This window comes from Streptomyces albipurpureus (genome assembly GCF_023701525.1).
GTDB lineage: Bacteria > Actinomycetota > Actinomycetes > Streptomycetales > Streptomycetaceae > Streptomyces > Streptomyces albipurpureus.
Window position 1 is genome coordinate 77048 of the sequence record NZ_JAMQAW010000001.1, and the last position, 24517, is coordinate 101564.

The 24517-nt window shown below is 68.8% G+C and carries 22 protein-coding genes; 7 read left to right on the forward strand and 15 right to left on the reverse strand.

Translation table 11 applies throughout. From position 1 onward, the window contains the following. Positions 1 to 2 precede the first annotated feature (2 nt). From hpnC to NBG84_RS00390, 8 genes are all read right to left on the reverse strand, one after another. Positions 3 to 962: a squalene synthase HpnC gene (gene hpnC / locus NBG84_RS00355; protein ID WP_250917143.1), complete on the reverse strand. Its 960-nt coding sequence runs from the start codon at positions 960 to 962 to the stop codon at positions 3 to 5. A 458-nt stretch (positions 963 to 1420) separates the two neighbouring features. Then, positions 1421 to 2203 carry an ABC transporter ATP-binding protein gene (locus tag NBG84_RS00360; protein ID WP_250917144.1) on the reverse strand — a complete coding sequence of 261 codons (783 nt, stop codon included), beginning with the start codon at positions 2201 to 2203 and terminating at the stop codon, positions 1421 to 1423. Next, a complete protein-coding gene (locus tag NBG84_RS00365; protein ID WP_250917145.1) occupies positions 2196 to 3125 on the reverse strand; it encodes an ABC transporter permease in 930 nt (309 codons plus the stop codon). The genes NBG84_RS00360 and NBG84_RS00365 overlap by 8 nt, the downstream gene beginning before the upstream one ends. Before the next feature lie 102 nt (positions 3126 to 3227). After that, the gene (locus tag NBG84_RS00370) at positions 3228 to 4073 is read right to left on the reverse strand and encodes a glycosyltransferase family 2 protein (protein ID WP_250917307.1); all 846 of its coding nucleotides are present in this window, start codon (positions 4071 to 4073) and stop codon (positions 3228 to 3230) included. Between the two features lie 35 nt (positions 4074 to 4108). After that, a complete protein-coding gene (locus tag NBG84_RS00375; RefSeq protein WP_250917146.1) occupies positions 4109 to 4888 on the reverse strand; it encodes a CDP-alcohol phosphatidyltransferase family protein in 780 nt (259 codons plus the stop codon). Then, the gene (locus NBG84_RS00380) at positions 4866 to 5927 is read right to left on the reverse strand and encodes an iron-containing alcohol dehydrogenase family protein (protein WP_250917147.1); all 1062 of its coding nucleotides are present in this window, start codon (positions 5925 to 5927) and stop codon (positions 4866 to 4868) included. The genes NBG84_RS00375 and NBG84_RS00380 overlap by 23 nt, the downstream gene beginning before the upstream one ends. Beyond that, positions 5915 to 6652 (reverse strand): phosphocholine cytidylyltransferase family protein, encoded by a 738-nt coding sequence (locus NBG84_RS00385; RefSeq protein WP_250917148.1) that lies wholly within the window; start codon positions 6650 to 6652, stop codon positions 5915 to 5917. Before NBG84_RS00385 ends, NBG84_RS00380 begins: the two co-directional genes overlap by 13 nt. Then, the gene (locus NBG84_RS00390) at positions 6649 to 8484 is read right to left on the reverse strand and encodes a DUF5941 domain-containing protein (RefSeq protein WP_250917308.1); all 1836 of its coding nucleotides are present in this window, start codon (positions 8482 to 8484) and stop codon (positions 6649 to 6651) included. Before NBG84_RS00390 ends, NBG84_RS00385 begins: the two co-directional genes overlap by 4 nt. Before the next feature lie 256 nt (positions 8485 to 8740). Between NBG84_RS00390 and galE the strand changes: the two genes are divergently transcribed. The 3 genes from galE (at position 8741) to idi (ending at position 12056) form a co-directional block, all read left to right on the forward strand. Further along, entirely contained in the window at positions 8741 to 9712 is a 972-nt protein-coding gene (gene galE, locus NBG84_RS00395) for a UDP-glucose 4-epimerase GalE (protein WP_250917149.1), read from the forward strand. 371 nt (positions 9713 to 10083) lie between these two features. Then, positions 10084 to 11031, forward strand: coding sequence for a cation diffusion facilitator family transporter (locus tag NBG84_RS00400; RefSeq protein ID WP_250917150.1), 948 nt, complete (start codon positions 10084 to 10086; stop codon positions 11029 to 11031). 443 nt (positions 11032 to 11474) lie between these two features. After that, positions 11475 to 12056 carry an isopentenyl-diphosphate Delta-isomerase gene (idi, locus tag NBG84_RS00405; RefSeq protein ID WP_250917151.1) on the forward strand — a complete coding sequence of 194 codons (582 nt, stop codon included), beginning with the start codon at positions 11475 to 11477 and terminating at the stop codon, positions 12054 to 12056. Between the two features lie 3 nt (positions 12057 to 12059). Here the strand turns inward: idi and NBG84_RS00410 are convergent, their stop codons facing one another. Both NBG84_RS00410 and NBG84_RS00415 read right to left on the reverse strand, forming a co-directional pair. Beyond that, positions 12060 to 12548 carry an ATP-binding protein gene (locus tag NBG84_RS00410; RefSeq protein ID WP_250917152.1) on the reverse strand — a complete coding sequence of 163 codons (489 nt, stop codon included), beginning with the start codon at positions 12546 to 12548 and terminating at the stop codon, positions 12060 to 12062. 134 nt (positions 12549 to 12682) lie between these two features. Then, positions 12683 to 13366: an HdeD family acid-resistance protein gene (locus NBG84_RS00415; protein WP_250917153.1), complete on the reverse strand. Its 684-nt coding sequence runs from the start codon at positions 13364 to 13366 to the stop codon at positions 12683 to 12685. A gap of 75 nt (positions 13367 to 13441) precedes the next feature. On the opposite strand from NBG84_RS00415, the gene NBG84_RS00420 reads away from it, so the two are divergent. The 3 genes from NBG84_RS00420 (at position 13442) to NBG84_RS00430 (ending at position 17068) form a co-directional block, all read left to right on the forward strand. After that, the gene (locus tag NBG84_RS00420) at positions 13442 to 14254 is read left to right on the forward strand and encodes an enoyl-CoA hydratase/isomerase family protein (protein WP_250917154.1); all 813 of its coding nucleotides are present in this window, start codon (positions 13442 to 13444) and stop codon (positions 14252 to 14254) included. 208 nt (positions 14255 to 14462) lie between these two features. Beyond that, positions 14463 to 14600: an LPFR motif small protein gene (locus NBG84_RS00425; protein ID WP_250917155.1), complete on the forward strand. Its 138-nt coding sequence runs from the start codon at positions 14463 to 14465 to the stop codon at positions 14598 to 14600. An 86-nt stretch (positions 14601 to 14686) separates the two neighbouring features. Continuing rightward, positions 14687 to 17068 (forward strand): Tex family protein, encoded by a 2382-nt coding sequence (locus NBG84_RS00430; RefSeq protein WP_250917156.1) that lies wholly within the window; start codon positions 14687 to 14689, stop codon positions 17066 to 17068. Between the two features lie 75 nt (positions 17069 to 17143). Here NBG84_RS00430 and NBG84_RS00435 read toward each other — a convergent pair whose 3' ends face one another. Both NBG84_RS00435 and NBG84_RS00440 read right to left on the reverse strand, forming a co-directional pair. Further along, the gene (locus NBG84_RS00435) at positions 17144 to 18790 is read right to left on the reverse strand and encodes an ABC-F family ATP-binding cassette domain-containing protein (RefSeq protein WP_250917157.1); all 1647 of its coding nucleotides are present in this window, start codon (positions 18788 to 18790) and stop codon (positions 17144 to 17146) included. Between the two features lie 49 nt (positions 18791 to 18839). Beyond that, positions 18840 to 19886 carry an oxidoreductase gene (locus tag NBG84_RS00440; protein ID WP_250917158.1) on the reverse strand — a complete coding sequence of 349 codons (1047 nt, stop codon included), beginning with the start codon at positions 19884 to 19886 and terminating at the stop codon, positions 18840 to 18842. Positions 19887 to 19952: 66 nt separating this feature from the next. Between NBG84_RS00440 and NBG84_RS00445 the strand changes: the two genes are divergently transcribed. Beyond that, positions 19953 to 20924 carry an FAD-dependent oxidoreductase gene (locus NBG84_RS00445; protein ID WP_250917159.1) on the forward strand — a complete coding sequence of 324 codons (972 nt, stop codon included), beginning with the start codon at positions 19953 to 19955 and terminating at the stop codon, positions 20922 to 20924. A gap of 337 nt (positions 20925 to 21261) precedes the next feature. Here the strand turns inward: NBG84_RS00445 and NBG84_RS00450 are convergent, their stop codons facing one another. The 3 genes from NBG84_RS00450 to allE form a co-directional block, all read right to left on the reverse strand. Next, positions 21262 to 22287, reverse strand: a complete 1026-nt coding sequence (locus NBG84_RS00450; protein ID WP_250917160.1) for a LacI family DNA-binding transcriptional regulator — start codon at positions 22285 to 22287, stop codon at positions 21262 to 21264. Positions 22288 to 22485: 198 nt separating this feature from the next. Beyond that, a complete protein-coding gene (locus tag NBG84_RS00455) occupies positions 22486 to 23772 on the reverse strand; it encodes an amidohydrolase family protein (RefSeq protein WP_250917161.1) in 1287 nt (428 codons plus the stop codon). Continuing rightward, a complete protein-coding gene (gene allE, locus NBG84_RS00460; RefSeq protein WP_250917162.1) occupies positions 23759 to 24517 on the reverse strand; it encodes a (S)-ureidoglycine aminohydrolase in 759 nt (252 codons plus the stop codon). Before allE ends, NBG84_RS00455 begins: the two co-directional genes overlap by 14 nt.

Genomic DNA, 24517 nt, shown 5'->3' on the forward strand with positions numbered 1-24517 from the left:
GCTCACCCCTCTCTACGCGCTCTTCGCAACACAGCTCCTACTTCACGCACCAGATTCGCCTTCGCAGGTGTGGGTGGTCCGGTCAGTACGTCATATCTCGCGGCCTTGATCGCGCCGAGGGCGGCCCGGCCGCCGGCGGTGAACCCGGCGAGCAGCAACCTCAGCCGGCCGTGCACACTCGCCACCAGCCCCATGCCCTCGTCGAGCAGTTCGCCGGCTCGTTGGGCCTCAAAGGCGATCAGGGCGCGCACCGAGGCGTTGGCCGACGGCGCTGCCAGATCCGCTTCGGTGACATGGAATCGTCGCATGTCCTCGGCGGGGAGGTAGATCCGGTCCCGGGCGAGGTCCTCAGCCACGTCCTGAAGGTGCTCAATGATCTGGAGCGCGGTACAGACGGCGTCGGAACGGCGCAGCCGCTCGGGGGTCATCGTCCCGGTGAGCTGTAGCACAAGGTGTCCCACAGGGTTGGCGGACAGTTCGCAGTAGGCGAGGAGTTCACCGGCGGTCTCATAGCGCTTGACCACCTGGTCCTGGCGGTTCGCCTCGATCAGATCGAGGAAGGGGCCGGGGGTGAGCGCTCTCTCGCGTACCGTCGGGCCGAGTTTACGCAGCAGCGGATGGCCCGGCCCACCGGCACCGGCATCGGCATCGGCATCGGCATCGGCATCGGCATCGAAGACGCGTCGGAGATCGGCTTCGAGTGCGTCGAGCATCAGAAGCCGGTCATCCGCGTCGGCGGGAGCGACACCGAGCCAGTGGGCATCGGCGCCGCCGGGGGCCAGGTCGCCGTCGCCGATGTCATCGACGAGCCGCGCATAGCCGTAGACGGCCATGAGGTCGGTGCGCCAGGCGCGCGGCAGGAAGAAGGGGGCGACGGGAAAGTTCTCCCCCGCGGCCTTGTCGAGGGTGGCGCGCGCGGTGGGCGCCGGGGCTGTGGTGGGGAGCTGCCTCATACCGGTCATACGTGGCTACCAGGTGCGGGGACGGCGAAAGCCTCGTGGAGCTGGAGAATTCCGATCATTGCCGTCACATCTCCCGTTCTACACTGCCGATCCAATCCATCCTATTTCGGACACGCCGCCGGTCATCGCGGCGATGGGGGCTCCGACCGCCTGACGGGGCGCCCAGGGCGTATCGCCCCACTTGCCGCGATTCAGCACTGGTACAGCTTACGTCGTACAACGCCCGAAGCTGCGTCGGGGCGTAGCGGTCATTGCGTGAACATCGCATTATCAGCCAACCTTCCATGGGAATACCGGACTTGACCGTCTTAGGCGGTCCGGTCCGACACTGCCGGAATCGTGGCGGACAGCGCCGTCTTCGGGTACCAGGACGCGGGAAGGCCCCCGCCAGGATGACTAGGCGGGGGCCCCGTCGGAGCCGGCTGACTGCCGGAACCGATCCCACGGCTTTCACATGGCTACTTGCCGGTCTCCTTCTCGTACGCCTTGAGGACCTCGGCGGTGGGTCCGTCCATCAGCAGCTCGCCCTTCTCCAACCAGAGAACCCGGTCGCAGGTGTCCCGGATCGATCCGAGGCTATGGCTGACCAGAAAGACCGTGCCGGCCTGCTTACGGAGCTCGCGAATGCGTTGCTCGGAGCGGATCTGGAACTTCCGGTCGCCCGTCGCGAGAGCCTCGTCGATCATCAGGACGTCGTGGTCCTTGGCCGCCGCGATGGAAAAGCGCAGCCGCGCGCCCATCCCCGAGGAGTAGGTGCGCATGGGCAGGGTGATGAAGTCGCCCTTCTCGTTGATCCCGGAGAAGTCGACGATGGATTCGTAGCGGTCTCGGATCTGCTCACGGGACATGCCCATGGCCAGACCGCCGAGGATGACATTGCGCTCGCCGGTGAGATCGCCCATGAGCGCGGCGTTCACACCGAGCAGCGAGGGCTGACCATCCGTATAGACCTTGCCACGTTCGGTGGGGAGCAGTCCGGCTATGGCCCGTAGCAAGGTCGACTTGCCGGAGCCATTGGTGCCGATGAGGCCAATCGCCTCCCCGCGGTACGCGGTGAAGGAGACGCCACGCACGGCATGCACCGTGCGCACACCTCGCTGCTCGCCCTTCTTGCGGCGCACGATGCGGCTCAGAGCAGCGGTGGCGCTGCCCTTGCCTCCTCCTGCGCCGCGCACCCGGTAGACGATGTGGACATCGTCAGCGATGACGGTGGGGACCCGCTCAGTGTTGTTGTCAGCCACGTCCGTACCGTTCTTCGGCCTTCCAGAAGTACACGAACCCGCAAATGCCGAACAGGACTGCCCAGCCAATCGCAAACGCCCAGACATGGTCCGGCAGATTCGACGAACCGTAGCCGTCGATCAGCGCGAAGCGGATGAGATCCATGTAGATGGCGGCCGGGTTCCACTGGAGCACATCGGCGATCCAGGCCGGCTTGTCCTCAAGCATGAGCGGAATGGAGAACATCACCCCGGACGCGTACATCCAGGTCCGCATGATGAACGGCATCAACTGGGCGAGGTCCGGCGTCTTGCTGCCGAGCCTTGCCATGATCAGCGCGAGGCCGGCGTTGAACACGAACTGAAGCACCAGCGCGGGGAGCACCAGCAGCCAGGAGAGCTGGGGGTAGCTGCCGAACCCGACCACGATGATCAGCAGCACGACCATGGAGAACAGCAACTGCTGGAGTTGCTGGAGTGCGAAGGAGACGGGTAGGGACGCTCGGGGGAAGTGGAGGGCGCGGACCAGACCGAGGTTGCCGGAGATGGACCGCACGCCGGCCATGACCGAACTCTGGGTGAAGGTGAAGACGAACACCCCCGTCACCAGGAACGGAATGTAGACATCGGTCGACATGCCCCGGTTGGCCTCCAGGATGAGGCCGAAGATCAGGAAGTAGACCAGCGCGTTGAGCAGCGGTGTGACCACCTGCCACAGCTGGCCCAGCTTGGCCTTGCTGTACTGGGCCGTGAGTTTGGCCTGTGAGAAGGCCAGGATGAAGTGCCGCCGGCCCCACAGCTGCCGGACGTACTCGATCAGCCCCGGCCGGGCGCCGCTGACCGTCAGACCGTGCTTTGCGGCGAGCTGCGCCGGAGACAGACCGTCGTCGGCCGATGGCCGGGCGGTCATCGTGATCGCTCCGTCATGGGTAGTGTCACTCACAAGTGGAAACTTTCGTCTTCGAGATGCGCGGCAGTTGGGGCGCGACACCGGGCCGTCGCCGGATACCCGGAGTGCGCCCGGTGCTCTCAAGGCCCAAGCTTGTCAGATCACCGGTGGTCGGCCCAGTCGGGTGAGCCGCCACACGGTACGCCACTTCATGGGTCGGCGGGGTCCGGATGGAGTCCGCCAGCCTTCGGCGAATCCGCCCAGCCATGCCTTCAGCGCGAACGCCGAGGGCCGCCGGGCGAGCGTGAGGAGCACCCAGACACCGAGGTAGATCGGCACCAGGGGTGCGGGAAGGTTGCGACGAGCGAGCCAGACCCGGTTGCGGGCCACCATACGGTGGTAGACCGCGTGCCGGGACGGAGCCGTCGTGGGGTGGTGCAGAAGCATGTCCGAGCGGTAGTCGATCCCCCACCCCGCGTCCAGCGCCCGCCAGGCGAGGTCGGTCTCCTCATGGGCGTAGAAGAACTCCGCCGGCAGCCCACCGACCTCGGCGAACACCGCTGTCCGTGCGGCGCTGGCACCGCCGAGGAACGTGGTCACCCGGGAGGAGCGCATCGGGTCGGACGCGCGTAGCCGTGGGACATGGCGGCGCTGGGTGACACCGGTTTCCGGGTCCGCGATGCGGAAGCTGAGGATGCCCAACTTGGGATCGGCGCTGAAGGCCTCGCGCACCAATTCCGCCGTGCTGGTATTGGGCAACAGTCCGTCGTCGTCGAGGAAGAGCAGCGCGTCCACCTCGGAACCGGAGGGTCCGAACGCCTCGATTCCGGCGTTGCGGCCGCCGGGGATTCCCAGATTCTCCGGGAGTTCCACCGTCCGCACCCCCTCGGGTACACCGGTGACCGGGGCGCCGTTGCCGACGACGACCACGGCGATGGGGTCGCCCTTCTGCGCGGCCACCGAGTCGAGGAGCGCGCGCAGATCGTCCGGGCGATCACCCATGGTGATCACCACTGCGCCGAGTTTGAGTGACGCCGTCACTTGAGCCTGCTGGAGGCGAGGATCGACACCAGGTGCAGCAGGGTCTGCACCACCGCGATGCCGGCCAGCACCGCGATGCCGAGGCGGGTGAAGAACAGGTCTCCCTGCACCAGGTCGAGGATCGCCGCGACCAGGATGAAGAGGCTGGCCTCGATGCCGCCGACGAGTCGGTGGAACTTCAGTGCGGCGGCGGCCCGGCGGGCGAACGCGAGCCCCGAAGAGCGCGGCACTGAGGCCTCGTCCTTGACCGCCGCCAGTCCACTGCGCTGACGGGCGACGTCCACGAGGTCCGTCTCGGCCTTGATCAGGATCGCGCCGAGCGCGGCGATCGTACCGAGGAACGCCCAGAGCCACTCGGGCCGTCCGTCGCCGAAGGCATCCGCGCCCCGGACGCCGAAGCCGACCAGCAGGGCCGCCTCACAGAGGTAGTGGCCGATGCGGTCGAGATAGACACCCGTCACCGAGGTCTGGCCGCGCCAGCGGGCCACCTCGCCGTCGACACAGTCGAGCAGCAGATAGATCTGGAACAGCACGACTGCGAGGATCGCGCCGGTGAGGCCGGGGATCAGCAGGGCCGCGCCACCGAGCAGCCCCACCACGATCATGAGGTGGGTCAGCTGGTTGGGAGTGATCCTGGTGTTCACCAGATAGGGATCGACATGCAGCGAGATCTCGCGCATGTAGAGGCGTCCGGCCCAGTGTTCGCCGCTTCTCCGGTCCTTCACTCCCTCCGGGTGAACGACCGGGCGGAGTTCAGCTACGGATGGTCTTGGCATAGTCGGCGTACGCGTCCCTGATCTGGTCGGGGTTGAGGTCGAGGTGCTCAAGGATGGTGAAGCGCCCGGGGCGGGTCTGGGGGGCGTACTCCACGGCTTGGATGAATTCATCGACGGTGAACCCCATTTCGGTGGGGAGCACCGGGAGTTGGTGTCTGCGCAGTACTTCCGCGATCAGCCGGGACTGCTCATGGGCGCCGCGCAGATACATGGCGAAGGCGGCACCCAGACCGACCTGTTCGCCATGGCTCGCGGCGCGTTGGGGGTGGAGCAGGTCAAAGGCGTGGCTGATCTCGTGGCAGGCGCCGGAGGACGGCCGGGTGTCACCGCTGATCGACATGGCGATACCGGTGAGGACGAGGGCTTCGGCCAGCACCGTGAGGAACTCGTCGTCGCCGACGTCACCGGGGTGGCGCAGCACCGCCTCACCGGCCGTGCGGGCCATGGCGGCGGCAAGGCCGTCGACCGGCTCGCCGTTGACCTCGTGGGAGAGCTCCCAGTCGGCGATGGCGGAGAGGTTGGAGACGGTGTCGCCGATGCCGGAGCGGATGAACCGGGCCGGGGCTTCGCGGACCACATCGAGGTCGATGACCATGGCGATGGGTGTGGGGACACCGTAGGAGCCACGGCCGTTGTCGTTGTCGAGGGTGGCGACCGGCGAGCAGATGCCGTCGTGCGCGAGATTGGTGGCCACGGAGACCATGGGCAGCCCGACCCGGGCCGCCGCGTACTTGGTCACATCGATGATCTTGCCGCCGCCCAAGCCGACCACGGCGTCGTACCGCTGTCCCTTGATGGCGTCGGCCAGGAGAACCGCGGAGTCGAGGGTGCCGTCGGCGACCTCGTACCAGTCCGCGCCGGGGAGCACCGGCGAGAGCTTCTCGCGCAGGGTGCGTCCGGAGCCGCCGCTGATGGCCACCGCAATCTTGCCCGACGACGAGATGCGCTGATCGGCCAGCAGGCCGGCCAGATCGTCGAGGGCTCCCCTGCTGATGTCGACGACGACCGGCGACGGAATGAGCCGGGTCAGTACTGGCACGCGATCTCACGGCCCTTCGCGAGGTCGTCGTGGTTGTCGATCTCCACCCAGGTCACATCGCCGATGGGGGCCACGTCCACGGTGAAGCCCCGGTTGACGAGCTCTTGGTAGCCGTCCTCGTAGTAGAGGTCGGGGTCGCGCTCGAAGGTGGTCTTCAGCGCGTCCGCGAGGTCGTTCGCGGCCTCGGGCTCGATCAGGGTGACGCCGATGTACTCACCGGTCGCGGTGGTCGGGTCCATCAGCTTGGTGATGCGGCGCACGCCGCCGGCGTCCGAGGTGATCACCTTCATCTCCTCGTCGGCGAGCTGTTTGACCGTGTCAAGGGCGAGGATGATCTTCCGTCCCTCGCCTCTGGCGGCCAGCAGGGTCCGCTCGACGGAGACCGGATGAACGGTGTCCCCGTTGGCGAGGATGACACCGCGTTTGAGGACCTCACGGGCGCACCACAGGGAGTACGCGTTGTTCCACTCCTCGGCCTTGTCGTTCTCGACCAGGGTGAGTTCGAGGCCGTACTCGGCCTCTAGAGCGGCCTGCCGCTCATAGATGGCTTCCTTGCGGTAGCCGACGACGATCGCGACCTCGGTGAGGCCGATCTCGGCGAAGTTGCGCAGGGTCAGGTCGAGGACGGTCTTCTCACCGGCCACGGGCACGAGGGCCTTCGGAAGCGTGTCGGTGTAGGGGCGAAGTCGCCGTCCGGCACCGGCGGCCAGTACGAGGCCGATCATGCGGTTTCTCCTTCGTCATGTACGGCGGGTGCGGAGGACGACACCCAGAAGCGGGTGCTTTCCACCAGCACCACGAGGGCGATGACCGCGGCGAGGGTCGTCAGCGCGATGGTGAATCCCGTGTCGGGAACCAGGGTGGCCAGCAGGGTAACGATCAGGACCCGGCCTTCGTGCCCCCCGATCGCTCGCACCAGCCAGTTCGGAGGCGCGCCAGTGCCCCCCCGGATGCGATACACCGTGTCGTAGTGATGGTAGGCGACTGCCGCGACCAGGCCGAAGGCCGCGGGCAGTGCCCCGGTGGCCCCGTCTACCTCCGCACGGGCCGCGAGCGCCAGGAATGTGCCGTATTCAGCGGCACGGAAGATCGGCGGCACCAACCAGTCCAACGCGCCCTTGAGGGGACGGGCGACCGCGATACCCGAGGTGATGACGTACACCGCGGCGGCGATCAGGGGCCACAGCGAACCGTAGTCGCTCAGAGCGGCCGCGGTGACCAGCCCGGCGCCCCCGAGGAGGGCGAGGGCCGGCGGGGCGAGTGCGGGCAGCCCGCGGACCAGCCGGCCCAGGGCCCGGGCGGTGGTCTCCGCGAGCGGCCCCGAGTCAGCGAGGTCGGCGAGGGCGCCGGCGGCACGGTCGGTACGCGTGGCCTTGCGGGTCAACGAGCGCAGCAGCCGGCCCGCGGTCGTGTAGCAGGCGGCGAAGGAGCAGCCGACGAGCAGGGCGTAGAAGACGATTCGGGGGGTGGCCACGGCCGTCAGTACGGCGATCATGGCCCAGCGCTCGCCGATGGGGAGCACGATCATGCGTCGGACCCAGACCGTCCAGCCGACGCTGTCGAGCCGGTCGGAGAGTGCCGCGGTGGGGCTGGTGTTGGAGACGGCGTCGTGGTTCGCCTCGTTGAAGGAGAAGTCCACGACATGCCGGCAGGTCTGGAGCACCATGGCCCCCAGGGCAAGGCCCCACACATCGTCGCCGCCCTGCGCCGCGCCCAGGGCCAGGCCGGCGTAGTAGGCGTACTCCTTGGCCCGGTCGAAGGTGGCGTCGAGCCAGGCTCCCATCGTGGAGTACTGGAGCGAGTAGCGCGCGAGTTGTCCGTCGGCGCAGTCCAGCACGAAGGAGAACAGCAGCAGTGCGCCGGCGGCGACGAAGCCGCCGCGGGTGCCGGTGGCGGCGGCTGCCGCGGCGATGAGTGCGGTGATCAGGGACGCGGTGGTGACCTGGTTGGGGGTGAATCCCCGACGGGCGCACCAGCGGGCGAGATAGCGCGAGTACGGGCTGATCGCGAAGGTGGTGAAGAAGCCGTCGCGTGCTTTGACGGCGGACCGCAGCCGTACGGCTTCCTCGTCCACGGCGGCGACCGCCTGGCGCGCCTCGTTGCGGGACTGCGCGTCCTGGGGCACGGTCGCCGTCAGCGACCCGAGGTCGGGCCGGTGTACGGCCGTGCCGTCAGCGGTGAGCACATCGACGAGCGCGTCGGGCAGTGTCCGGGCCGCCCGCACCGTGGTGCTGGGGCCCGTGTCCACGGCCGAGGAGGACACCGCGGCGGCGAGCGCGCCGCTGAGGGCGGCGCGGGCGCCGGGTTGTGCGGTGAGCGCACCGGGCACGGCGGCCACCGGGAACCGGGGGTCGGTCAGTGCCAGGCGCAGGGAGTGGACATGCCCGACGAACCGCGGGTCCACCACGGCGACTCGCTCGGCGGCGGGCGCCGCGGCGAGGAGTTCGGCGGTGCGGTCGGCTCCCGATGAGACCTGTACATCGAAGCCCAGGGACCGCAGATCGCCATCGAGTGACGATCCGGGCACGGGCGGACCGGTGAGGATGGCGGTCGGCAGACGAACTCACTCCTTGGAACCGAAAGTGGTGATGCGCGGCGACCCGTCCCGGCACAGGGACGGCGGCACGCCGGCAGAGACTGCGGCAGAGGCTATCGGATGCGCCCAGCCAGGAGTTCACTGGCCAATTGCGCTCCGGTCGGCCTCCGACCGGCATAGCGGACACCCTGGGGATGAGGGGTCCGCTCGGAGATCATCATTGTCGATCAGCGCCTCGGCCCACAAACCGCCGCCTCACGGGCCTAGGCTGGCGGTCATGAGTTGGCTGATTACAGGTGGAGCGGGGTATATCGGCGCGCATGTGGCGCGGGCGATGCATGAGGCGGGCGAGGGGGTGGTGATCCTGGACGATCTATCGTCCGGGATCGTCGAGCGCCTCCCGCGGGAGATTCCGCTTGTGCGCGGTTCAGTGCTGGACCGGGAAGTGGTGGACCACACCATCGCGGCTCACGATGTCACGGGGGTTGTACATCTCGCAGCGAAGAAGCAGGTAGGACAGTCTGTGGAGCAGCCGCTCCACTACTACCAAGAGAATGTGCACGGTCTGACCGTGCTGTTGGAAGCCGTGGTCAAGGCCGGCGTCAAGAGATTCCTCTTCTCTTCCTCGGCGGCGGTGTACGGAGTGCCGGAGCTGGGGCTCATCCCGGAGTCCGCACCCTGCGTTCCGATCAATCCCTATGGGGAGACCAAACTGGCCGGGGAGTGGCTGGTGCGGGCGACGGGCCATGCGCACGGAGTATCGACCGCCTGTCTGCGGTACTTCAATGTGGCGGGCACCGCCACGCCGGAACTGGCTGATACCGGGGTGTTCAACATCATCCCGATGTTCTTCGACCGGATCACCCGGGGCGAGGCTCCGCGGATCTTCGGCGATGACTACGCGACGCCGGACGGCACCTGTATCCGCGACTACATCCATGTCGCGGATCTCGCGGACGCCCATCTCACGGTGGCCCGCAGGCTGGCCAGCGGCCAGGACCGGGGGGACCTCACGGTCAACATCGGCCGTGGGGTCGGGGTCTCCGTACGGGAGCTCGCCGATCTGGTGGCCGAGGTCACCGGGTACGAGGGGACACCCGTGATCGAAGCACGCAGGCCGGGGGATGCGGCCAAGGCGGTGGCGTCGGTCGATCTCATCGGCGATGAGCTGGGGTGGACGGCGTCGCGCGGGGTGCGCGAGATGGTGGAGTCCGCCTGGGCGGGCTGGCAGCTACGGCACCCGGAGTAGGCACGGGAGCCCGTTCACCTCGTCCCCAAGGCCCGGACACCCCGCTTCCGCGGAGGTGTCCGGGCCGTTCGCTGTGTCGCCCTGACAACCCCGGGGCGGGTTCTCGCCCACTGAGGCAGCCGGCGAGGCCCGAGAGTGTCGCCCGCGACCCGGAAACCCACTCGACGAGCAGGCGGAGATCGAGGGCTGTCCGCACTCTGGACCCCTCCTGACGGCCTACTCAACTGGCCGCCAAGCCCCTGACCTGCGTATCATTTCCGCAGGTCAGAGGTTATGACAACGGTGTTCAGTGCCGTGTTGCCGGATACCCCCTACCCGTAGTTCACTGTGGTCTCGGCAGATCATTTTTCGATGACCGGGAGGCGTCTCCTATGGGGGCTGGGCACGATCACGGACACTCGCATTCCCATACACATGCACCCACGACGGGCACTGCCGCCGCGGCTTACAAAGGGCGGCTGCGCATCGCGCTCACCATCACCCTGAGCGTGATGGTGCTGGAGATCATCGGTGGCGTTGTCACCGGCTCGCTCGCCCTGGTCGCCGACGCGGCGCACATGGCGACCGATGGTGTGGGACTCGCGATGGCCCTCTTGGCGATCCACTTCGCCAATCGGCCCCCCAGCCAGACCCGCACCTTCGGCCTCGCCCGCGCCGAGATACTCGCGGCGCTCGCCAACTGTCTGCTGCTGCTCGGCGTCGGTGGATTTGTCCTGTTCGAGGCGATCGAACGTTTTATCACTCCCGCTGAGACCCAGGGCGGTCTCACCATCGTGTTCGCCCTGGTCGGCATGGTCGCCAACATGATCTCCCTCTCGCTGCTGATGCGCGGCCAGAAGGAGAGCCTCAATGTGCGCGGCGCCTATCTGGAGGTGCTGGCGGACACGCTCGGCTCGCTGGCGGTGCTGATCTCCGCCACGATCATCATCACCACGGGCTGGATGGCCGCCGACCCGATCGCCTCGCTCGTGATCGCCCTGATGATCGTGCCGCGCACGATCAAGCTGCTCCGGGAGACGCTGAACGTCCTCCTGGAGTCCGCCCCCAAGGACGTTGACATGGCCGATGTGCGGGCGCACATGGAGGCACTGCCCGGCGTGGAGGACGTCCACGACCTGCACGCTTGGACGATCACTTCCGGGATGCCGGTGCTCTCCGCGCATGTGGTGGTGAGCCAGGACGCGCTGGTGGCCGATGGGCACGAGAAGATCCTGCACGATCTGCAGGAATGCCTGGGGGATCACTTCGACGTGGAGCACTGCACCTTCCAACTGGAACCCGTCGGCCACGCCGAACACGAGGCGAAGGTCTGCCACTGAGACCACCCGCAGCGCCAAGGCTCCTCCCGAGGCCGCCGAGACCACCGAGGTCGCGGCGGCCTCGGGGCGTGAGGGGGCACTTCACCCGGGACCCGAGCACTTCACCCAAGAGCCGGGCATACCGGCACCGACCAAGCCCGGGTCGCAGCAACGACCTCGGGTAGGACAAAATGACGCCGGTCCGGCGTTAGGCATACCGGTGTCAAGACGTGAGAAGAACTCGTGTTTCATTGCCTTTGGAGTGTGTCGCGCAATGACGCAGGGCACGATCCGGATTCCGAAACCTTCGGAGTGCCGCGCCCGGCCCGTATATCCGCCAGGGCCCGGGCTAGCGAAACGGACATGCTAGGACATGCCCGGACAAGCCGAAGTGCCGACAAGCCGCTTTTGTACGGCAGACTGGGCAGGCCCCACAGGGCGAGGACCACATGCGAAGGATGGTTATGCCGACCCCACCAGCCACCGCCACGAACAGTGCACCCCCCACGATCCTGCTCGAACTGGTCGACGAGCAGGGCAACACCGTCGGCACCGCGGAGAAGCTCGCCGCCCACCAGGCACCAGGGCAGCTGCACCGGGCCTTCTCCGTCTTCCTCTTCGACGAGCAGGGGCGACTGCTGATCCAGCAGCGCGCCGCTGGCAAGTACCACTCCCCCGGTGTGTGGTCGAACACCTGCTGTGGGCACCCGTACCCCGGTGAGGCCCCCTTTGCCGCCGCCGCCCGGCGCACCTACGAGGAGCTGGGCCTCTCCCCCTCCCTCCTCGGCGCTGCGGGCACGGTCCGCTACAACCACCCGGACCCGGCGTCCGGCCTGGTCGAGCAGGAGTACAACCATCTCTTCGTCGGCCTGGTGCAGGCTCCGCTTCGGCCTGACCCGGAGGAGGTCGGCGAGACCGCGTATGTCACAGCGGCCGAGCTGGCCGAACGCCATGAGAAGGACACCTTCTCCACCTGGTTCATGACGGTGCTCGACGCCGCGCGTCCGGCGATCAGAGAGATGACGGGCCGCGCCTGCGGGTGGTGAGACCTATCGTCTGCGGGGGGTGCCCGCCAGGGGTACCCCGCAGACGGACGGCAGCGGCAGCTCCGCCCAGATGACCTTTCCGCCGCCGGCGGTGTGCGCCACGTCGTAGCTGCCACCCGACTCGCGCGTGATCTCCCGTACGAGGTGCAGCCCTCTGCCGCCCGTCTGACGCCAGTCCGTCTCCAGGGCCTGCGGCCGGTAGGGGTGGTCGTCCTCCACGGAGACCCGTACCCGCCCCGAGGCGACGGCGATCTCCACGGCCACCTCGGGAGTGAGAACAGCGGCGTGCTTCACCACGTTGGTCACCAACTCCGAGACGATCAGCAGGAGCGCCTGGAGGAGTTCGTCGTGCACCGGGACCCGCTGGCGGTGCAGCAGGTCCCGTACGACCTGCCGGGAGCGCGGCACCGACACCTCGACCGTTGGCGCGGTGAAACGCCAGACGCCCTCATACGACAGTGGCCGGCCTGGGATGCTCCCGCGGCTCTCCATACTCCGGTACCACCCTCGGCTCGACTGCCACTGACCATCGGGTAAACAGTGTTGGCAGCGAGCTCCCCCGCGCCGCGGCTTTGAACACAAGTCAGCACCAATCGACGCGTTATGACCACGTGCGTAGATCAGGGTCAGTTGTGCGACTGGTCCTGATCCCCTTCTGGCCGGTTGCCGTGCGCCCCGGGGCCCTGGGCGGTCGAAGGTCCCGCGGAGGTGCCGGGAGAGCCCGTCTGGGGCCTACCACCGGGGCTGGTGGGCTCGGCTACCAGATGGACGATCCGCCGGCCGCCGATGCCGATGGCCAGCAGTCCGAGGCCGTCGAAGAGCAGGGCCAGGGAGAAGAAGAGGCCCAGCACATAGCGGCTGCTCTCGGGCCAGTTCCCGAGGACCAGGATGCCCAGCAAGAGGCCGAAGACCCCCTGCAGAAGCGTCCAGCCGAACTGCGGGCCGCGCACCACCAGCGAGCCCACCAACCGGAAGAGTCCGCCGGTGAGGAAGAGCAGCGCCGCGAAGAGGGTCAGCGCCTCCGCGGAGCCCTCGGGATGCCGGATGACGACGACTCCGGCCGCGATGTTGAGCGCGGCGACCACCACGGCAAGCCAGAAGTAGTCGCTGCCCCGCGACTGGATGGCGTGGAGCAGCCCGATCAACCCACCGATGAGCAGCAGCCAGCCGAACAGCAGCATGGAGGTGAGGGTGGCTACCCAGGTGTAGATCAGGCCGACCAGACCGGCGATCACCAGGATCACACCGAGCACGGCCAGCAGACTGAAGTTGCGCTTCAGTCTCCTGGGCGCCTGAGCGGGAGCGGCCATCGTTTCCTCCTTGCCGTACCCCCCGGCTGCCCCCTCTTGATCGTAGATCCGCTGGTGGCGGATAGCATCCGGCGCATGGAGTCGCCAGCCCCGCCCAGCCCCCGACCTCAGGTGAGCTGCACCGTGACGGACGGTGTGGCCACGGTGGTCATCAGCAATCCCGCCAAGCGCAATGCCATGACCAACGCGATGTGGCGCGAGCTGACGGGACTCCTCGGCCCGCTCGCGACCGACCCGGCCGTACGCGCCCTGGTACTCACCGGCGACGGGTCCACCTTCTGCGCCGGGGCCGACATCCCCTCCCTGAAGGGGGCCGGCGAATCCCCCCGGTCCTTGGCCGTACGCGCGGAGAACGCGCTCGCCGCCTTCCCCAAGCCGACGCTCGCGGCGGTACGCGGCTACTGCGTGGGCGGCGGGTGCCAGCTGGCCGCCGCCTGCGATCTGCGGTTCGCCGAGGAGGGCGCGCTGTTCGGGGTGACACCGGCGAAGCTGGGGATCGTCTACCCGGCGTCCTCCACCCGTCGCCTGGTCTCCCTGGTGGGTCCATCGGCCGCCAAGTACCTGCTGTTCTCCGCGGAACTGATCGACACGGATCGGGCACTGCGTACCGGTCTGGTCGACGAGGTGGTGCCCGCGGAGCGGCTGAGCGCGCGGGTGGCGGCGTTCACCGAGGTCATCACCGCGCGCTCACAGCTCACTCAGGCGGCAGCCAAGGAGTTCGCGACCGGCAGGGTGGACCGGGACGGGTACTGGGCGGAGCAGGAGCGCTCGGCGGACGATTCGGCGGAGGGCGTGGCCGCCTTTGCGGAGCGGCGCCCGGCGCGGTTCACCTGGACGGTTTTGGCGCCGCGGTTCCCGGCTCGGACCGAGGACCTCCCCCGTGCCTGAGACGGCCACCTGCCGGAAGTGACCGGGTGCCGGGGGTGGCCGTGCGCGTGAACTGACCACGCGCTGGGAATGGTCATGCCCAGCTGCTGGCCTGTCTTCCGATCTGTCCCGGCGTACCGGCATTGCGACCGGGGGTGAGCCGGACGTTTGCCAGCCGTGTGCGGGGTAAGCCGACCTCCTGACCGAAAACCGTTCTCAGGAGGTTCCCATGTTCCGTGCCATCGCAGATGTTCTGCGCACCGTCGGCTCCGCGATCGCGTCGGTCGTCACCCTGCCCTTCCGGCTCCTCGCCCGGCTCTTCGGCGGCGCCTCGGGCGGCGGTGGGCGACGGACTCGACGTGCCTGAGTCACCGGCCGCGCGACATCTCCCCCGGCGGACCGGCACAATGCACTGTCAGGCACTGGCAGTACGGGAAGGCGAGTCGGGAAACCGTGACGACGTCCATCGAAGGCAGGATCGCCGAGGAACTCGGCGTACGGGAGCGGCAGGTCAAGGCGGCCGTGGAGCTGCTCGACGGCGGGTCCACCGTGCCGTTCATCGCGCGCTACCGCAAGGAAGCGACCGAGATGCTCGACGATGCGCAGCTGCGCACGCTCGAAGAGCGGTTGCGTTATCTGCGGGAGTTGGAGGAGCGACGGGCCGCAATCCTTGAGTCCGTACGTGAACAGGGCAAACTGGACGAAGCGCTGGAGGCGCAGATCCGGGGCGCGGACACCAAGGCGCGGCTGGAGGACATCTATCTTCCGTTCAAGCCCAAGCGGCGCACCAAGGCGCAGATCGCCCGTGAGGCCGGCCTGGAGCCGCTGGCTGACGGACTGCTCGGGGACCCGTCCAAGGAGCCCCTCACCGCCGCCGCGGAATTCGTGGACGCGGAGAAGGGGGTCACCGACGCGGCAGCAGCCTTGGAGGGCGCGAGGGCGATTTTGACCGAGAGGTTCTCCGAGGACGCCGATCTGATCGGTGAGCTGCGGGAGCGGATGTGGACGCGGGGCAGGGTGGCCGCGAAGGTGCGTGCGGGGAAGGAGGAGGCGGGGGCGAAGTTCGCCGACTACTTCGACTTCGCCGAGCCGTTCACCGCACTGCCGTCGCACCGGGTGCTCGCCCTGTTGCGGGGCGAGAAGGAAGAGGTGCTGGACCTGGCGCTGGAGCCGGACGCGCCATCGGATGAGCCCGGTCCTTCCGCGTACGAGAACGCCATCGCACACCGCTTCGGGGTCGTCGGCCGGGGGCGTCCCGGCGACAAGTGGCTCGCGGACACCGTGCGGTGGGCCTGGCGGACCCGAGTGCTGGTGCATCTCGGCATCGATCTGCGGCTGCGGCTGCGCACCGCGGCGGAGGACGAGGCGGTACGCGTCTTCGCGGCGAATCTGCGTGATCTCCTGCTGGCGGCGCCCGCCGGCACCCGGGCGACGCTGGGGCTCGACCCCGGCTTCCGTACGGGTGTGAAGGTGGCCATCGTCGATGCGACGGGCAAGGTGGTCGCCACGGACACGATCTATCCGCATGTGCCGGCCAACAAGTGGGATCAGTCGCTGACCCGGTTGGCGCAGCTCGCCAAGGAGCACTCGGTCGATCTGGTCGCGATCGGCAATGGCACGGCGTCCCGTGAAACCGACAAGCTGGCCGGTGAACTCATCGCCAGGCACCCCGAGTTGGACCTCACCAAGGTGATGGTCTCGGAGGCCGGCGCGTCGGTGTACTCGGCGTCGGCGTTCGCCTCGCAGGAACTGCCGAGTCTCGATGTGTCGCTGCGCGGTGCGGTCTCCATCGCCCGTAGGCTCCAGGACCCGCTGGCGGAGCTGGTGAAGATCGACCCCAAGTCGATCGGTGTGGGCCAGTACCAGCACGATCTGTCCGAGGTGAAGCTCTCGCGCTCGTTGGACACCGTGGTCGAGGACTGTGTGAACGGTGTCGGTGTGGATGTCAACACGGCCTCCGCCCCACTGCTCTCACGCGTCTCGGGCATCGGTGCCGGCCTCGCGGAGAACATCGTCGCGCACCGGGACACCAACGGCCCGTTCCGCTCCCGTAGGGCGTTGAAGGACGTGGCTCGACTGGGCCCCAAGGCGTACGAGCAGTGCGCGGGCTTCCTGCGCATCCGAGGCGGTGAGGACCCGCTCGACGCGTCCAGTGTGCACCCGGAGGCGTATCCGGTGGTGCGACGCATGGTGAAGACGGCGGGCGGTGAGGTGGCGGCGCTGATCGGCAACACCGCGGCGCTGCGGTCACTGCGGCCCGATGACTTCGTCGATGAGACCTTCGGGCTGCCCACGGTGACCGACATCCTGCGGGAGTTGGAGAAGCCCGGGCGTGACCCGAGGCCGGCGTTTCGCACCGCCTCCTTCAAGGAGGGCGTGGAGAAGATCGGCGATCTCACATCGGGGATGGTGCTCGAAGGGGTGGTCACCAATGTGGCGGCCTTCGGCGCGTTCGTCGACATCGGCGTCCACCAGGACGGTCTGGTCCATGTGTCGGCCATGTCGCGGACGTTCGTCAAGGACCCCCGGGACGTGGTCAAGTCGGGTGATGTGGTGAAGGTGAAGGTCCTTGATGTGGACATTCCCCGGAAGCGGATCGCGCTGACGCTGCGGCTCGATGACGAGGCCGCCAAGAGCGGCGCGCAGAACGGCGGTACGGGCTCGAAGCCTGCGGGCGGGCGGCCGGTGAAGGAGCGCGGTGAGCGCGGCGGGGGCCAGCCACGCCGTCAACAGGGCGGTCGCGGTGGCGAGCGCCAGGTGCCCGCTCCGACGAACAGCGCGATGGCGGACGCACTGCGTCGGGCCGGTCTGACCGGTCCCGACCGCCGCCGCTGACCCCTGGACGGTGGAGACCGGACGCACCGGTCTCCACCGTCAGCCGTACGTGGTCCTAGCTGTCCCGCACCGTGGTCAGCCTTCGGTGATCTTTCCGTCGGCCACCGCGACACGGCGGGTGGTGTGCACCGCTTCCAGCATCCGACGGTCGTGGGTCACCAGCAGCAGGGTGCCCTCATAGCGGTCGAGCGCCGCTTCCAGCTGCTCGATCGCGGCCAGGTCGAGATGGTTCGTCGGCTCGTCCAGTACCAGGAGATTGACCCCGCGGCCCTGGAGCAGGGCGAGGGCGGCACGGGTGCGCTCGCCCGGTGAGAGCGTGGTCGCGGGGCGCAGCACATGGTCGGCGGTGAGGCCGAACTTGGCCAGCAGGGTGCGTACTTCGGCGGGTGCGGTGTCGGGGACGGCCGCGCTGAAGGCGTCGAGAAGGGTCTCGGGGCCGTGGAAGAGCGCCCGGGCCTGGTCAACCTCACCGACGACCACACCAGGGCCGAGTGAGGCCCGTCCGGAGTCCAGCGGAAGTCGCCCCAGGAGCGCGGCCAGCAGGGTGGACTTACCGGAACCGTTGGCCCCGGTGATCGCGATCCGATCCGCCCAGTCGATCTGGAGGGTGAGCGGTCCGCAGTGGAAGTCACCGCGTCGGACCTCGGCCTGGTCGAGGGTGGCCACGACCGAGCCGGAGCGTGGGGCGGCCGCGATCTCCAGACGCAGTTCCCATTCCTTGCGGGGTTCATCGACGGTGTCGAGGCGTTCGATCATCCGCTGGGTCTGACGGGCCTTGGCCGCCTGCTTCTCGCTCGCTTCGCTGCGGAACTTCCGGCCGAGCTTGTCGCTGTCCGTGGCCTTGCGACGGGCGTTCTTCACTCCCTTGTCCATCCAGGAGCGCTGCATCTGGGCCCGTCCTTCGAGGGCGGCCCGTTTGTCCGCGTACTCGTCGAACTCCTCCCGGGCGTGCCGCCGGGCGGATTGGCGCTCCTCCAGATAGGAGTCGTATCCCCCGCCGTACAGACTGACGCTGCCCTGCGCGAGATCGAGTTCCAGGACCTTGGTGACGGTACGGGTGAGGAACTCGCGGTCATGGCTGACGACGACCGTGCCGGCCCGTAGTTGGCCCACGAAGTTCTCCAGCCGGTCCAGGCCGTCCAGGTCGAGGTCGTTGGTGGGCTCGTCGAGGAGGAAGACGTCATAGCGGGACAGCAGGAGTGAGGCGAGCCCGGCCCTGGCCGCCTGGCCGCCGGAGAGCGCGGTCATGGGGAGGTCGAGAACGCTGCGGCCGGTGGTGAGGCCGAGTGATGCCGCGACGCCCTCGGCCCGCTCATCGAGGTCGGCACCGCCGAGCGCCAGCCAGCGCTCAAGGCTGAGGGAGTAGTCGTCGTCCGCGCCCGGCGTGCCGTCCGCGAGCGCCTGGGCCGCCCGGTCCATGCTCTCGCCGGCTGCGGCGACTCCGGTACGGCGGGCGAGGAACTCCCTTACCGACTCACCGGGTCGACGCTCCGGCTCCTGGGGGAGGTGGCCGATGGTGGCCGTCGGCGGGGAGAGTCGTAGCTCCCCTTGTTCGGGTTGGTCCAGACCCGCGAGCAGCCGGAGCAGCGTGGACTTGCCGGCGCCGTTCACACCGACGAGTCCGATCACGTCACCGGGGGCGACGACGAGGTCGAGCCCGGCGAACAGGGAGCGGGCGCCATGCCCCGCGGCGAGGTCCTTGGCGACGAGAGTTGCAGTCATCAGACAGCGATCCTAAGGCGGGACCGGGCCGCCCGGCATCCAGGGTCGGTCAGCGGGGCACCTGGGTGACCAGCACACCGTCCACCGTGCGCGCCACCAGGAAGGCGGGGCCCCTGACCGCCCCCGGTGATAGCGGAATGCGATGCTCCCCTGCTTCCAGCAGGCCGGCGAAGACCTCCCGCTCATGGGTACGGAAGATCCGGTCAAGCCGGTACGCCCGCACCGATACCTCACAGGAAGAGGTCACCGTCACCCAGGCCTCGCCGTCCGCCGCGGTGAGGGCGACCAGCCGGCGCAGTTCCCGCGGGCCGCGGTGGAGGGCGTCCTCGATCTGGGCCAGCAGCACGGGAATCACCGGGGCCAGTCCGTCGACGAAGGCGGCGTCCGCTCCCGCGGCGGTGAAGGCCTCCCGCACGGCGGCGCGCTCCTCATCGGGGACCGCGCGGCCGAAGGCGACCGCGCCATAGGTACGCAGCTCCTCCGCGGGGACCTGGGCGGCGTCCCGGGAGATGTCCGCGCCCACGCCGATGGTGCGCAGGGCCGCGGCGAGCTTGCGCAGCACGGAGGCGCGGGCGCCGATCAGCAGCACCCTGCCGCGTTGGGGTCGCGCGGGGCCGGCCGTCGCATCGGTCGTGGTGGCGGCGATGAGTCGTTCCAGCTCGGCCCGGTAGACATCGCCCCGGAACCGGAAGGGCCCTATCCCTTCGTAGCCCTCGCGTTCGAGATCGGCCTGCTCCGAGGTCTGCCAGGCGAAATCCCGCCAGACGATGTCAGCGCCATCGCGCTCGATGACCGCGGTCACCGCGCCGCAGCCGAGGTCCGCGCATTCGGGGCAGGCGTAGATGACACAGCGACCGTCGGCCAGGGGTGCGGGCGCTTCGAGCAGCAGGGTGCGCACCTCGGCGGTGAAGATCGCTGGCGGGACGTCGGACGCGAGCGGGGAGACCGCGTCGAGGTCACTGAGCTGGAACAGCAGCGGTTGACCATCGACGATGAAGTCCATGAAGTCCCGATGCGTCTTGAAGACGCCACTTGCGAGAACTCCCCCGGCTCGCATCGCCGGTGCCAACCCGAAGGTGGTGTACTCGGCAGACATGCCCTGAGTATCCCCTCACCAACGGGGTTCAGAGCGCGATGGAACATATTCGCTACGGTCCGTCCCATGAACGGTGATGTGGTGGTGCTGGGAGGCGGGGTCAGCGGGCTCACTACCGCGATGCTGCTCGCGGAACGTGGACATCGCGTACGGGTGTGGACGCGTGAAGCCCCCTCGGCGACGACGTCCGCGGTGGCGGGCGCCCTGTGGTGGCCGTATCGGATCGAGCCGAAGCAACTGGTCGCGCAGTGGGCGATGGCGACCCTGGAGCGTTGTCGGCAGTGGTCGAGGCGCCCTGAGGAAACCGGGGTGCGACTACGGCCCGGGGTCGTGGCGGACACCCGGCTCGATGAGCTGGAGAGTTGGACCCGCGAGGCGGGGGCAGTACGCCACGCCCGGGTCGACGAGCTGCCGTCCGGACACACGCAGGGGGTGTGGGCACGGCTGCCGCTGGTTGACATGCCGACGCATCTGGGCTGGTTGCGGGGGCGGCTGGAGCGGGCGGGCGGTGCGGTGGAGCTTCGGGCGGTGCGCTCCCTTGAGGAGGCCGTGGCCGCGGCGCCGGTGGTGGTGAACTGCACGGGGATCGGGGCGCGGGAGCTCACCGGGGACAGGGAGCTGACTCCGGTGCGCGGCCAGGTGGTGCTGGTGGAGAACCCGGGCATCGAGGAGTGGCTCGTCCTGCCCGATGACGGCTCGGGGCAGCCGACGTATGTGTTTCCGCAGCCGGGTCGGCTGGTCCTCGGGGGAACGGCCGACGACGGGAACGCGGGCACCGAGCCCGACCCGGCGACCACGGCGGAGATCGTCGCCCGCTGCGCGCGCTACTACCCGGCGATCGCGGACGCCCGGATCCTCGGGACCCGGGTCGGGTTGCGGCCGGCTCGGACCGCGGGGGTGCGCATCGAGGCGGTGCCATGGCCCGGCGGCGGATTGGTGGTGCACAACTACGGGCACGGTGGGGCGGGGATCACGGTGGGATGGGGCTGTGCCCTGGCCGCGGTCGGACTGATCCCGGAGGTCTCGGCGCGGGCTTGAGCCCTCTCCCGCCGGGGCGAGGGCCGCGTGCTCATCGAGTCCCCCGGTCGGAAGGCCTCACCCGGGTTTCCCGCGACGACAGGGCGAGGGTCCTGACGGCGGAACGCCCTCTGGACACAGAGGAGCCGCTTGCGTTGGTCGGGATCGGTCTCCCGGCACCGGCCAACTCCCGCCCGCGCTTGCCCGGTTCTGGCCTACGGATGGACCAAGGGCTGGCTCCTTCGGTGGTCGGCTTCGGCTGGTACCAGCCGGGATCAGGCCGGCACATTGGTCACATCGGAGCTCACGCCCGAGGCGGGACGCGGCCCGCGCGGTGGCCAACCTCCGCTTGCGCTGGTCAGGATCGGCTGGTGCTGGCCCGTACGCGCAACTGGCTCGGCACCACGGACGGCTTGTCGACCGGCGTGCCGTTCAGCCGCTTGAGCAGCATGTCGACCGCCGCTCCTGCCTGGTCGGACGGCCGGAGGTCGATCGCGGTGATGGCCGGATCGGACTGCTGGGCGAAGCGGTTGTCTATGCCGATCGCGAGCATCAAGTCCTCCGGGATGCGCACACCGCGCTCCCGGCAGGCGCGGGTCGCGCCCTCGCTGTACTGCTCCGCGGATGCGATCAGCGCGTCCGGGGGTTCATCCGCGTCCAACAAGGCACAGGCCGCTCGGTAGGAGTCGGCTTCCAGGCGGTCGACGGAGACATGGGCGACGAAGGGCCGGACTCCCCGCTCGGCGCACCAGGACTGATAGGCGTGCTCGCCCTCCAACGTCCATGCCCAGGAGGAACGCGCCGAGAGCAGCGCGATCCGGCGGGCTCCCCCCTGGTGGAGGTGGTCGAGCAGATCGCGCATGTTCTGCTCGTTGTCGCCGGAGACATAGAACGGGCGATCGGGGCGGTCCGGGTCACGCTCGATGGAGACGACCGGGATGCCCATGCCTTCCAGCATGTCGATACGGGGGTCGCTGGCGGCCGGGTCGCACAGGACCACACCGTCCGGGCCGATCAGCCGCCACTCGTCCTCGGTGGTGATCCGTGGTGTCAGCATCAGGGCGTATCCCTCGCTGAACGCGGCGCGCGCCGAACCGGAGGCGATCGTCATGTAGTAGTCGAGGCCGATCATGTCGTACTCATTGCCGCTGACGTCCCGGTGCGGGAGGACGAGCGCGATGGTGCCGGTACGGCCGTGCCGGAACGCCTGCGCCACCCGGCTGGGTCGGTAGCCGAGCGAGTCAGCTGTCTGCCGGATGCGTTCGCGGGTCTCCTGACGGAGTTTGCCCTTGCCGTTGAGGGCGTCGGAGACGGTTGTCACCGAGACTCCGGCTGCGGCGGCGACATCGCGGATCGTCACCCTGCCTGCTGCGGCCTTGGTCACCTTCACCACGGAACCACCAGATTCACTCGTAGCCCTGCTTGGGATAAGGACGGTTCACTAGGAGCCCACGCGGACGATGTGTTGTGCCCCGGGGTTCCGTGCGTAGGCATACGGTACGACGAGGGAGGGGAGAGGGGGATCGATGTGAGCGGGTCCCCTGAGCCGGCTTCCTCTCTCCTGCCCCTCGCCGTACGGCAGTCAGTGTGCTCCGACGGGCTCGGGGGCGGTCCACATCTCGCCGACTCGCCCGGCGACGACCTTACCGCCGCGCACCAGCCAACGCGGTCCCGGCTCATTGCGCAGCGCGTCCGTGAGTGTGGTCGCGGCGAGGACGACGAAGTCGGCCCTTCCACCGGTGCGCAGTTCACCGAACGGCACCCCGGCGGCGCGCGCCGCATGGTCCGTCACCAGGCGCCAGGCCATCTCGATGCCCTTGTCGTCCTCGTCGCTGAGCGGGAAGGCGTGCCAGGCCAACCGTGCCAGATCCAGCGGGTCGAGGTTGCCGAAAGGCTCCCAGTTGTCCTGGAAGTTGCCGGTTCCGATCGTGACGACGACTCCCGCGGCCAGGAGCTCATTGGCCCGGGAGACACCGCGGTACGGGTAGGAGCCGCCGAGGTTGGAGGGGCAGACGGTGACGGTGATCCCGGCCTCGGCGACCTTGGTGATCACCCGCGCGGCGTCGTCGTCGGAGTAGGTCTCCAGGGCGCCCACGTGGTTGGCGTTGACCAGGCCCTGCATACCGTGTGCGAGGGTGCGTTCGGCCAGCGGTTCCAGCAGGCGCTCGGTCGGGTCGGTGAAGTAGTCGATGTTGATGTCGATTCCGACGCCGAATCGTTCGGCCAACTCGAAGACCTGGTCAAGGTGGCTGAGTTGGTCCTCGAAGGACCGCTCGTTGTTGGGCCAGCCACCGACTCGATGGGCGCCGGAGGCAAGCGCGGCGGCGACCAGGTCGTAGGCGCCGGGGTCCTGGACCAGGCCCTCCTGGGGGAACGCGGTCACCCTGAGGTCCACCAGGTCCAGATGCTTCTCGCGGGCGTCCATCACGCCTTCGAACGAGGTCAGTCCGGTGACGGTGTCGATGTCGGCCTGGCCCGCGACCGTACCGATGCCCTGGGAGGCGGCCAGCCGGAGGAAGGTCCCGGCCCGGGCGGCGACCTCGTCCCGGGTGAAGGTGGCTTTGAGGTCGCGCTGCCGCTGCATGAGTGCGGGGCGGTCGGTGAGCCTGGTCGGCAGTCCCAGGGGGGCGATCGAGCGGCGGCTCAGGGCCTTGTCGGGGTGGCTGTGCGGCTCGGTGAACGGAGGACTGATCAGACCGCCGTTGGCCGCGATCCGCTCGGGTGCGCCGATCCCGTCGCCCGCGCCGGGACCGACGGCGGCGATGCGCCCCCCGCGTACCACCACGTCAACGGTCTCGCCGCCCAGCGTGGCGCCCTCGATGATCAGGTCTGCGGAGGTCAGGTCTGCGGGGATCTCAGAAGCCGTCACGGTTGATGTCCTTGTAGAGGAGGTACGACGGGCGGGTGTTTCCGGTCGCGTAGAAGGACTGCGGGCAGTACGGGGCCATGTAGATGAAGTCGCCGGCGGAGACCTCGACATGGTCGTCGCCGAGGTAGTAGATGCCTTCGCCTTCGAGCATGTAGAGGCCGTGTTCCTGGTGGTGCACCTCCACCATCTGGAACCGCGAGCCGACCTCGAACCGCATGAAGTTCATCGCCATGTCGTAGCGCTCGTCGAGCGGCAGCAGCGGGGCGTAGGTGCCACCGATGGTGTCATCGGCGTGGTGGGTGACCTCGTCGATATGACCGACAACGATGTCCGGGCCCGCGATACCCGCCACTGGCTCATAGCGACGCTTCACCCACAGGACCCGACTCGCGCCCGGTGTCTCGATGGCGAACTCGATTCCCTCGGGCAGGAAGACATAGCCGCCCGGCTCCAGGGTGTGGCCGTTGTCCTCGGCGGTCACCACCGCTTGGCCATCGAGGACGTAGAGGAAGTTCTCAAAGCCCGCGCCCAGCGGGCGGGTGCTTCTGCCGCCCGCCTCGAACTCCAGCAGGTACTCGCCGAACTGCGCCGGGAGCGAGCGCGGGGTGGCCAGCGGCATCGCGTTGACACCCGCCAGGTGCGGGAGCGCGTTCTCCACCAGGTTCTCCGGGCACATCAGGGTGTACGCGGCACGGACGCGCCCCCTGTTGGCGCTGACATGGTGGACGGTTGCCGGGTTCGTCAT

Bases quoted from the DNA above. Each gene is read 5' to 3' on its own strand.
- hpnC (WP_250917143.1), bottom strand. From the start codon at position 962: ATGACCGGTATGAGGCAGCTCCCCACCACAGCCCCGGCGCCCACCGCG.
- NBG84_RS00370 (WP_250917307.1), bottom strand. From the start codon at position 4,073: ATGGGTGATCGCCCGGACGATCTGCGCGCGCTCCTCGACTCGGTGGCC.
- NBG84_RS00375 (WP_250917146.1), bottom strand. From the start codon at position 4,888: ATGCCAAGACCATCCGTAGCTGAACTCCGCCCGGTCGTTCACCCGGAG.
- NBG84_RS00385 (WP_250917148.1), bottom strand. From the start codon at position 6,652: ATGATCGGCCTCGTACTGGCCGCCGGTGCCGGACGGCGACTTCGCCCC.
- galE (WP_250917149.1), top strand. From the start codon at position 8,741: ATGAGTTGGCTGATTACAGGTGGAGCGGGGTATATCGGCGCGCATGTG.
- NBG84_RS00400 (WP_250917150.1), top strand. From the start codon at position 10,084: ATGGGGGCTGGGCACGATCACGGACACTCGCATTCCCATACACATGCA.
- idi (WP_250917151.1), top strand. From the start codon at position 11,475: ATGCCGACCCCACCAGCCACCGCCACGAACAGTGCACCCCCCACGATC.
- NBG84_RS00410 (WP_250917152.1), bottom strand. From the start codon at position 12,548: ATGGAGAGCCGCGGGAGCATCCCAGGCCGGCCACTGTCGTATGAGGGC.
- NBG84_RS00415 (WP_250917153.1), bottom strand. From the start codon at position 13,366: ATGGCCGCTCCCGCTCAGGCGCCCAGGAGACTGAAGCGCAACTTCAGT.
- NBG84_RS00420 (WP_250917154.1), top strand. From the start codon at position 13,442: ATGGAGTCGCCAGCCCCGCCCAGCCCCCGACCTCAGGTGAGCTGCACC.
- NBG84_RS00425 (WP_250917155.1), top strand. From the start codon at position 14,463: ATGTTCCGTGCCATCGCAGATGTTCTGCGCACCGTCGGCTCCGCGATC.
- NBG84_RS00435 (WP_250917157.1), bottom strand. From the start codon at position 18,790: ATGACTGCAACTCTCGTCGCCAAGGACCTCGCCGCGGGGCATGGCGCC.
- NBG84_RS00440 (WP_250917158.1), bottom strand. From the start codon at position 19,886: ATGTCTGCCGAGTACACCACCTTCGGGTTGGCACCGGCGATGCGAGCC.
- NBG84_RS00445 (WP_250917159.1), top strand. From the start codon at position 19,953: ATGAACGGTGATGTGGTGGTGCTGGGAGGCGGGGTCAGCGGGCTCACT.
- allE (WP_250917162.1), bottom strand. From the start codon at position 24,517: ATGACGAACCCGGCAACCGTCCACCATGTCAGCGCCAACAGGGGGCGC.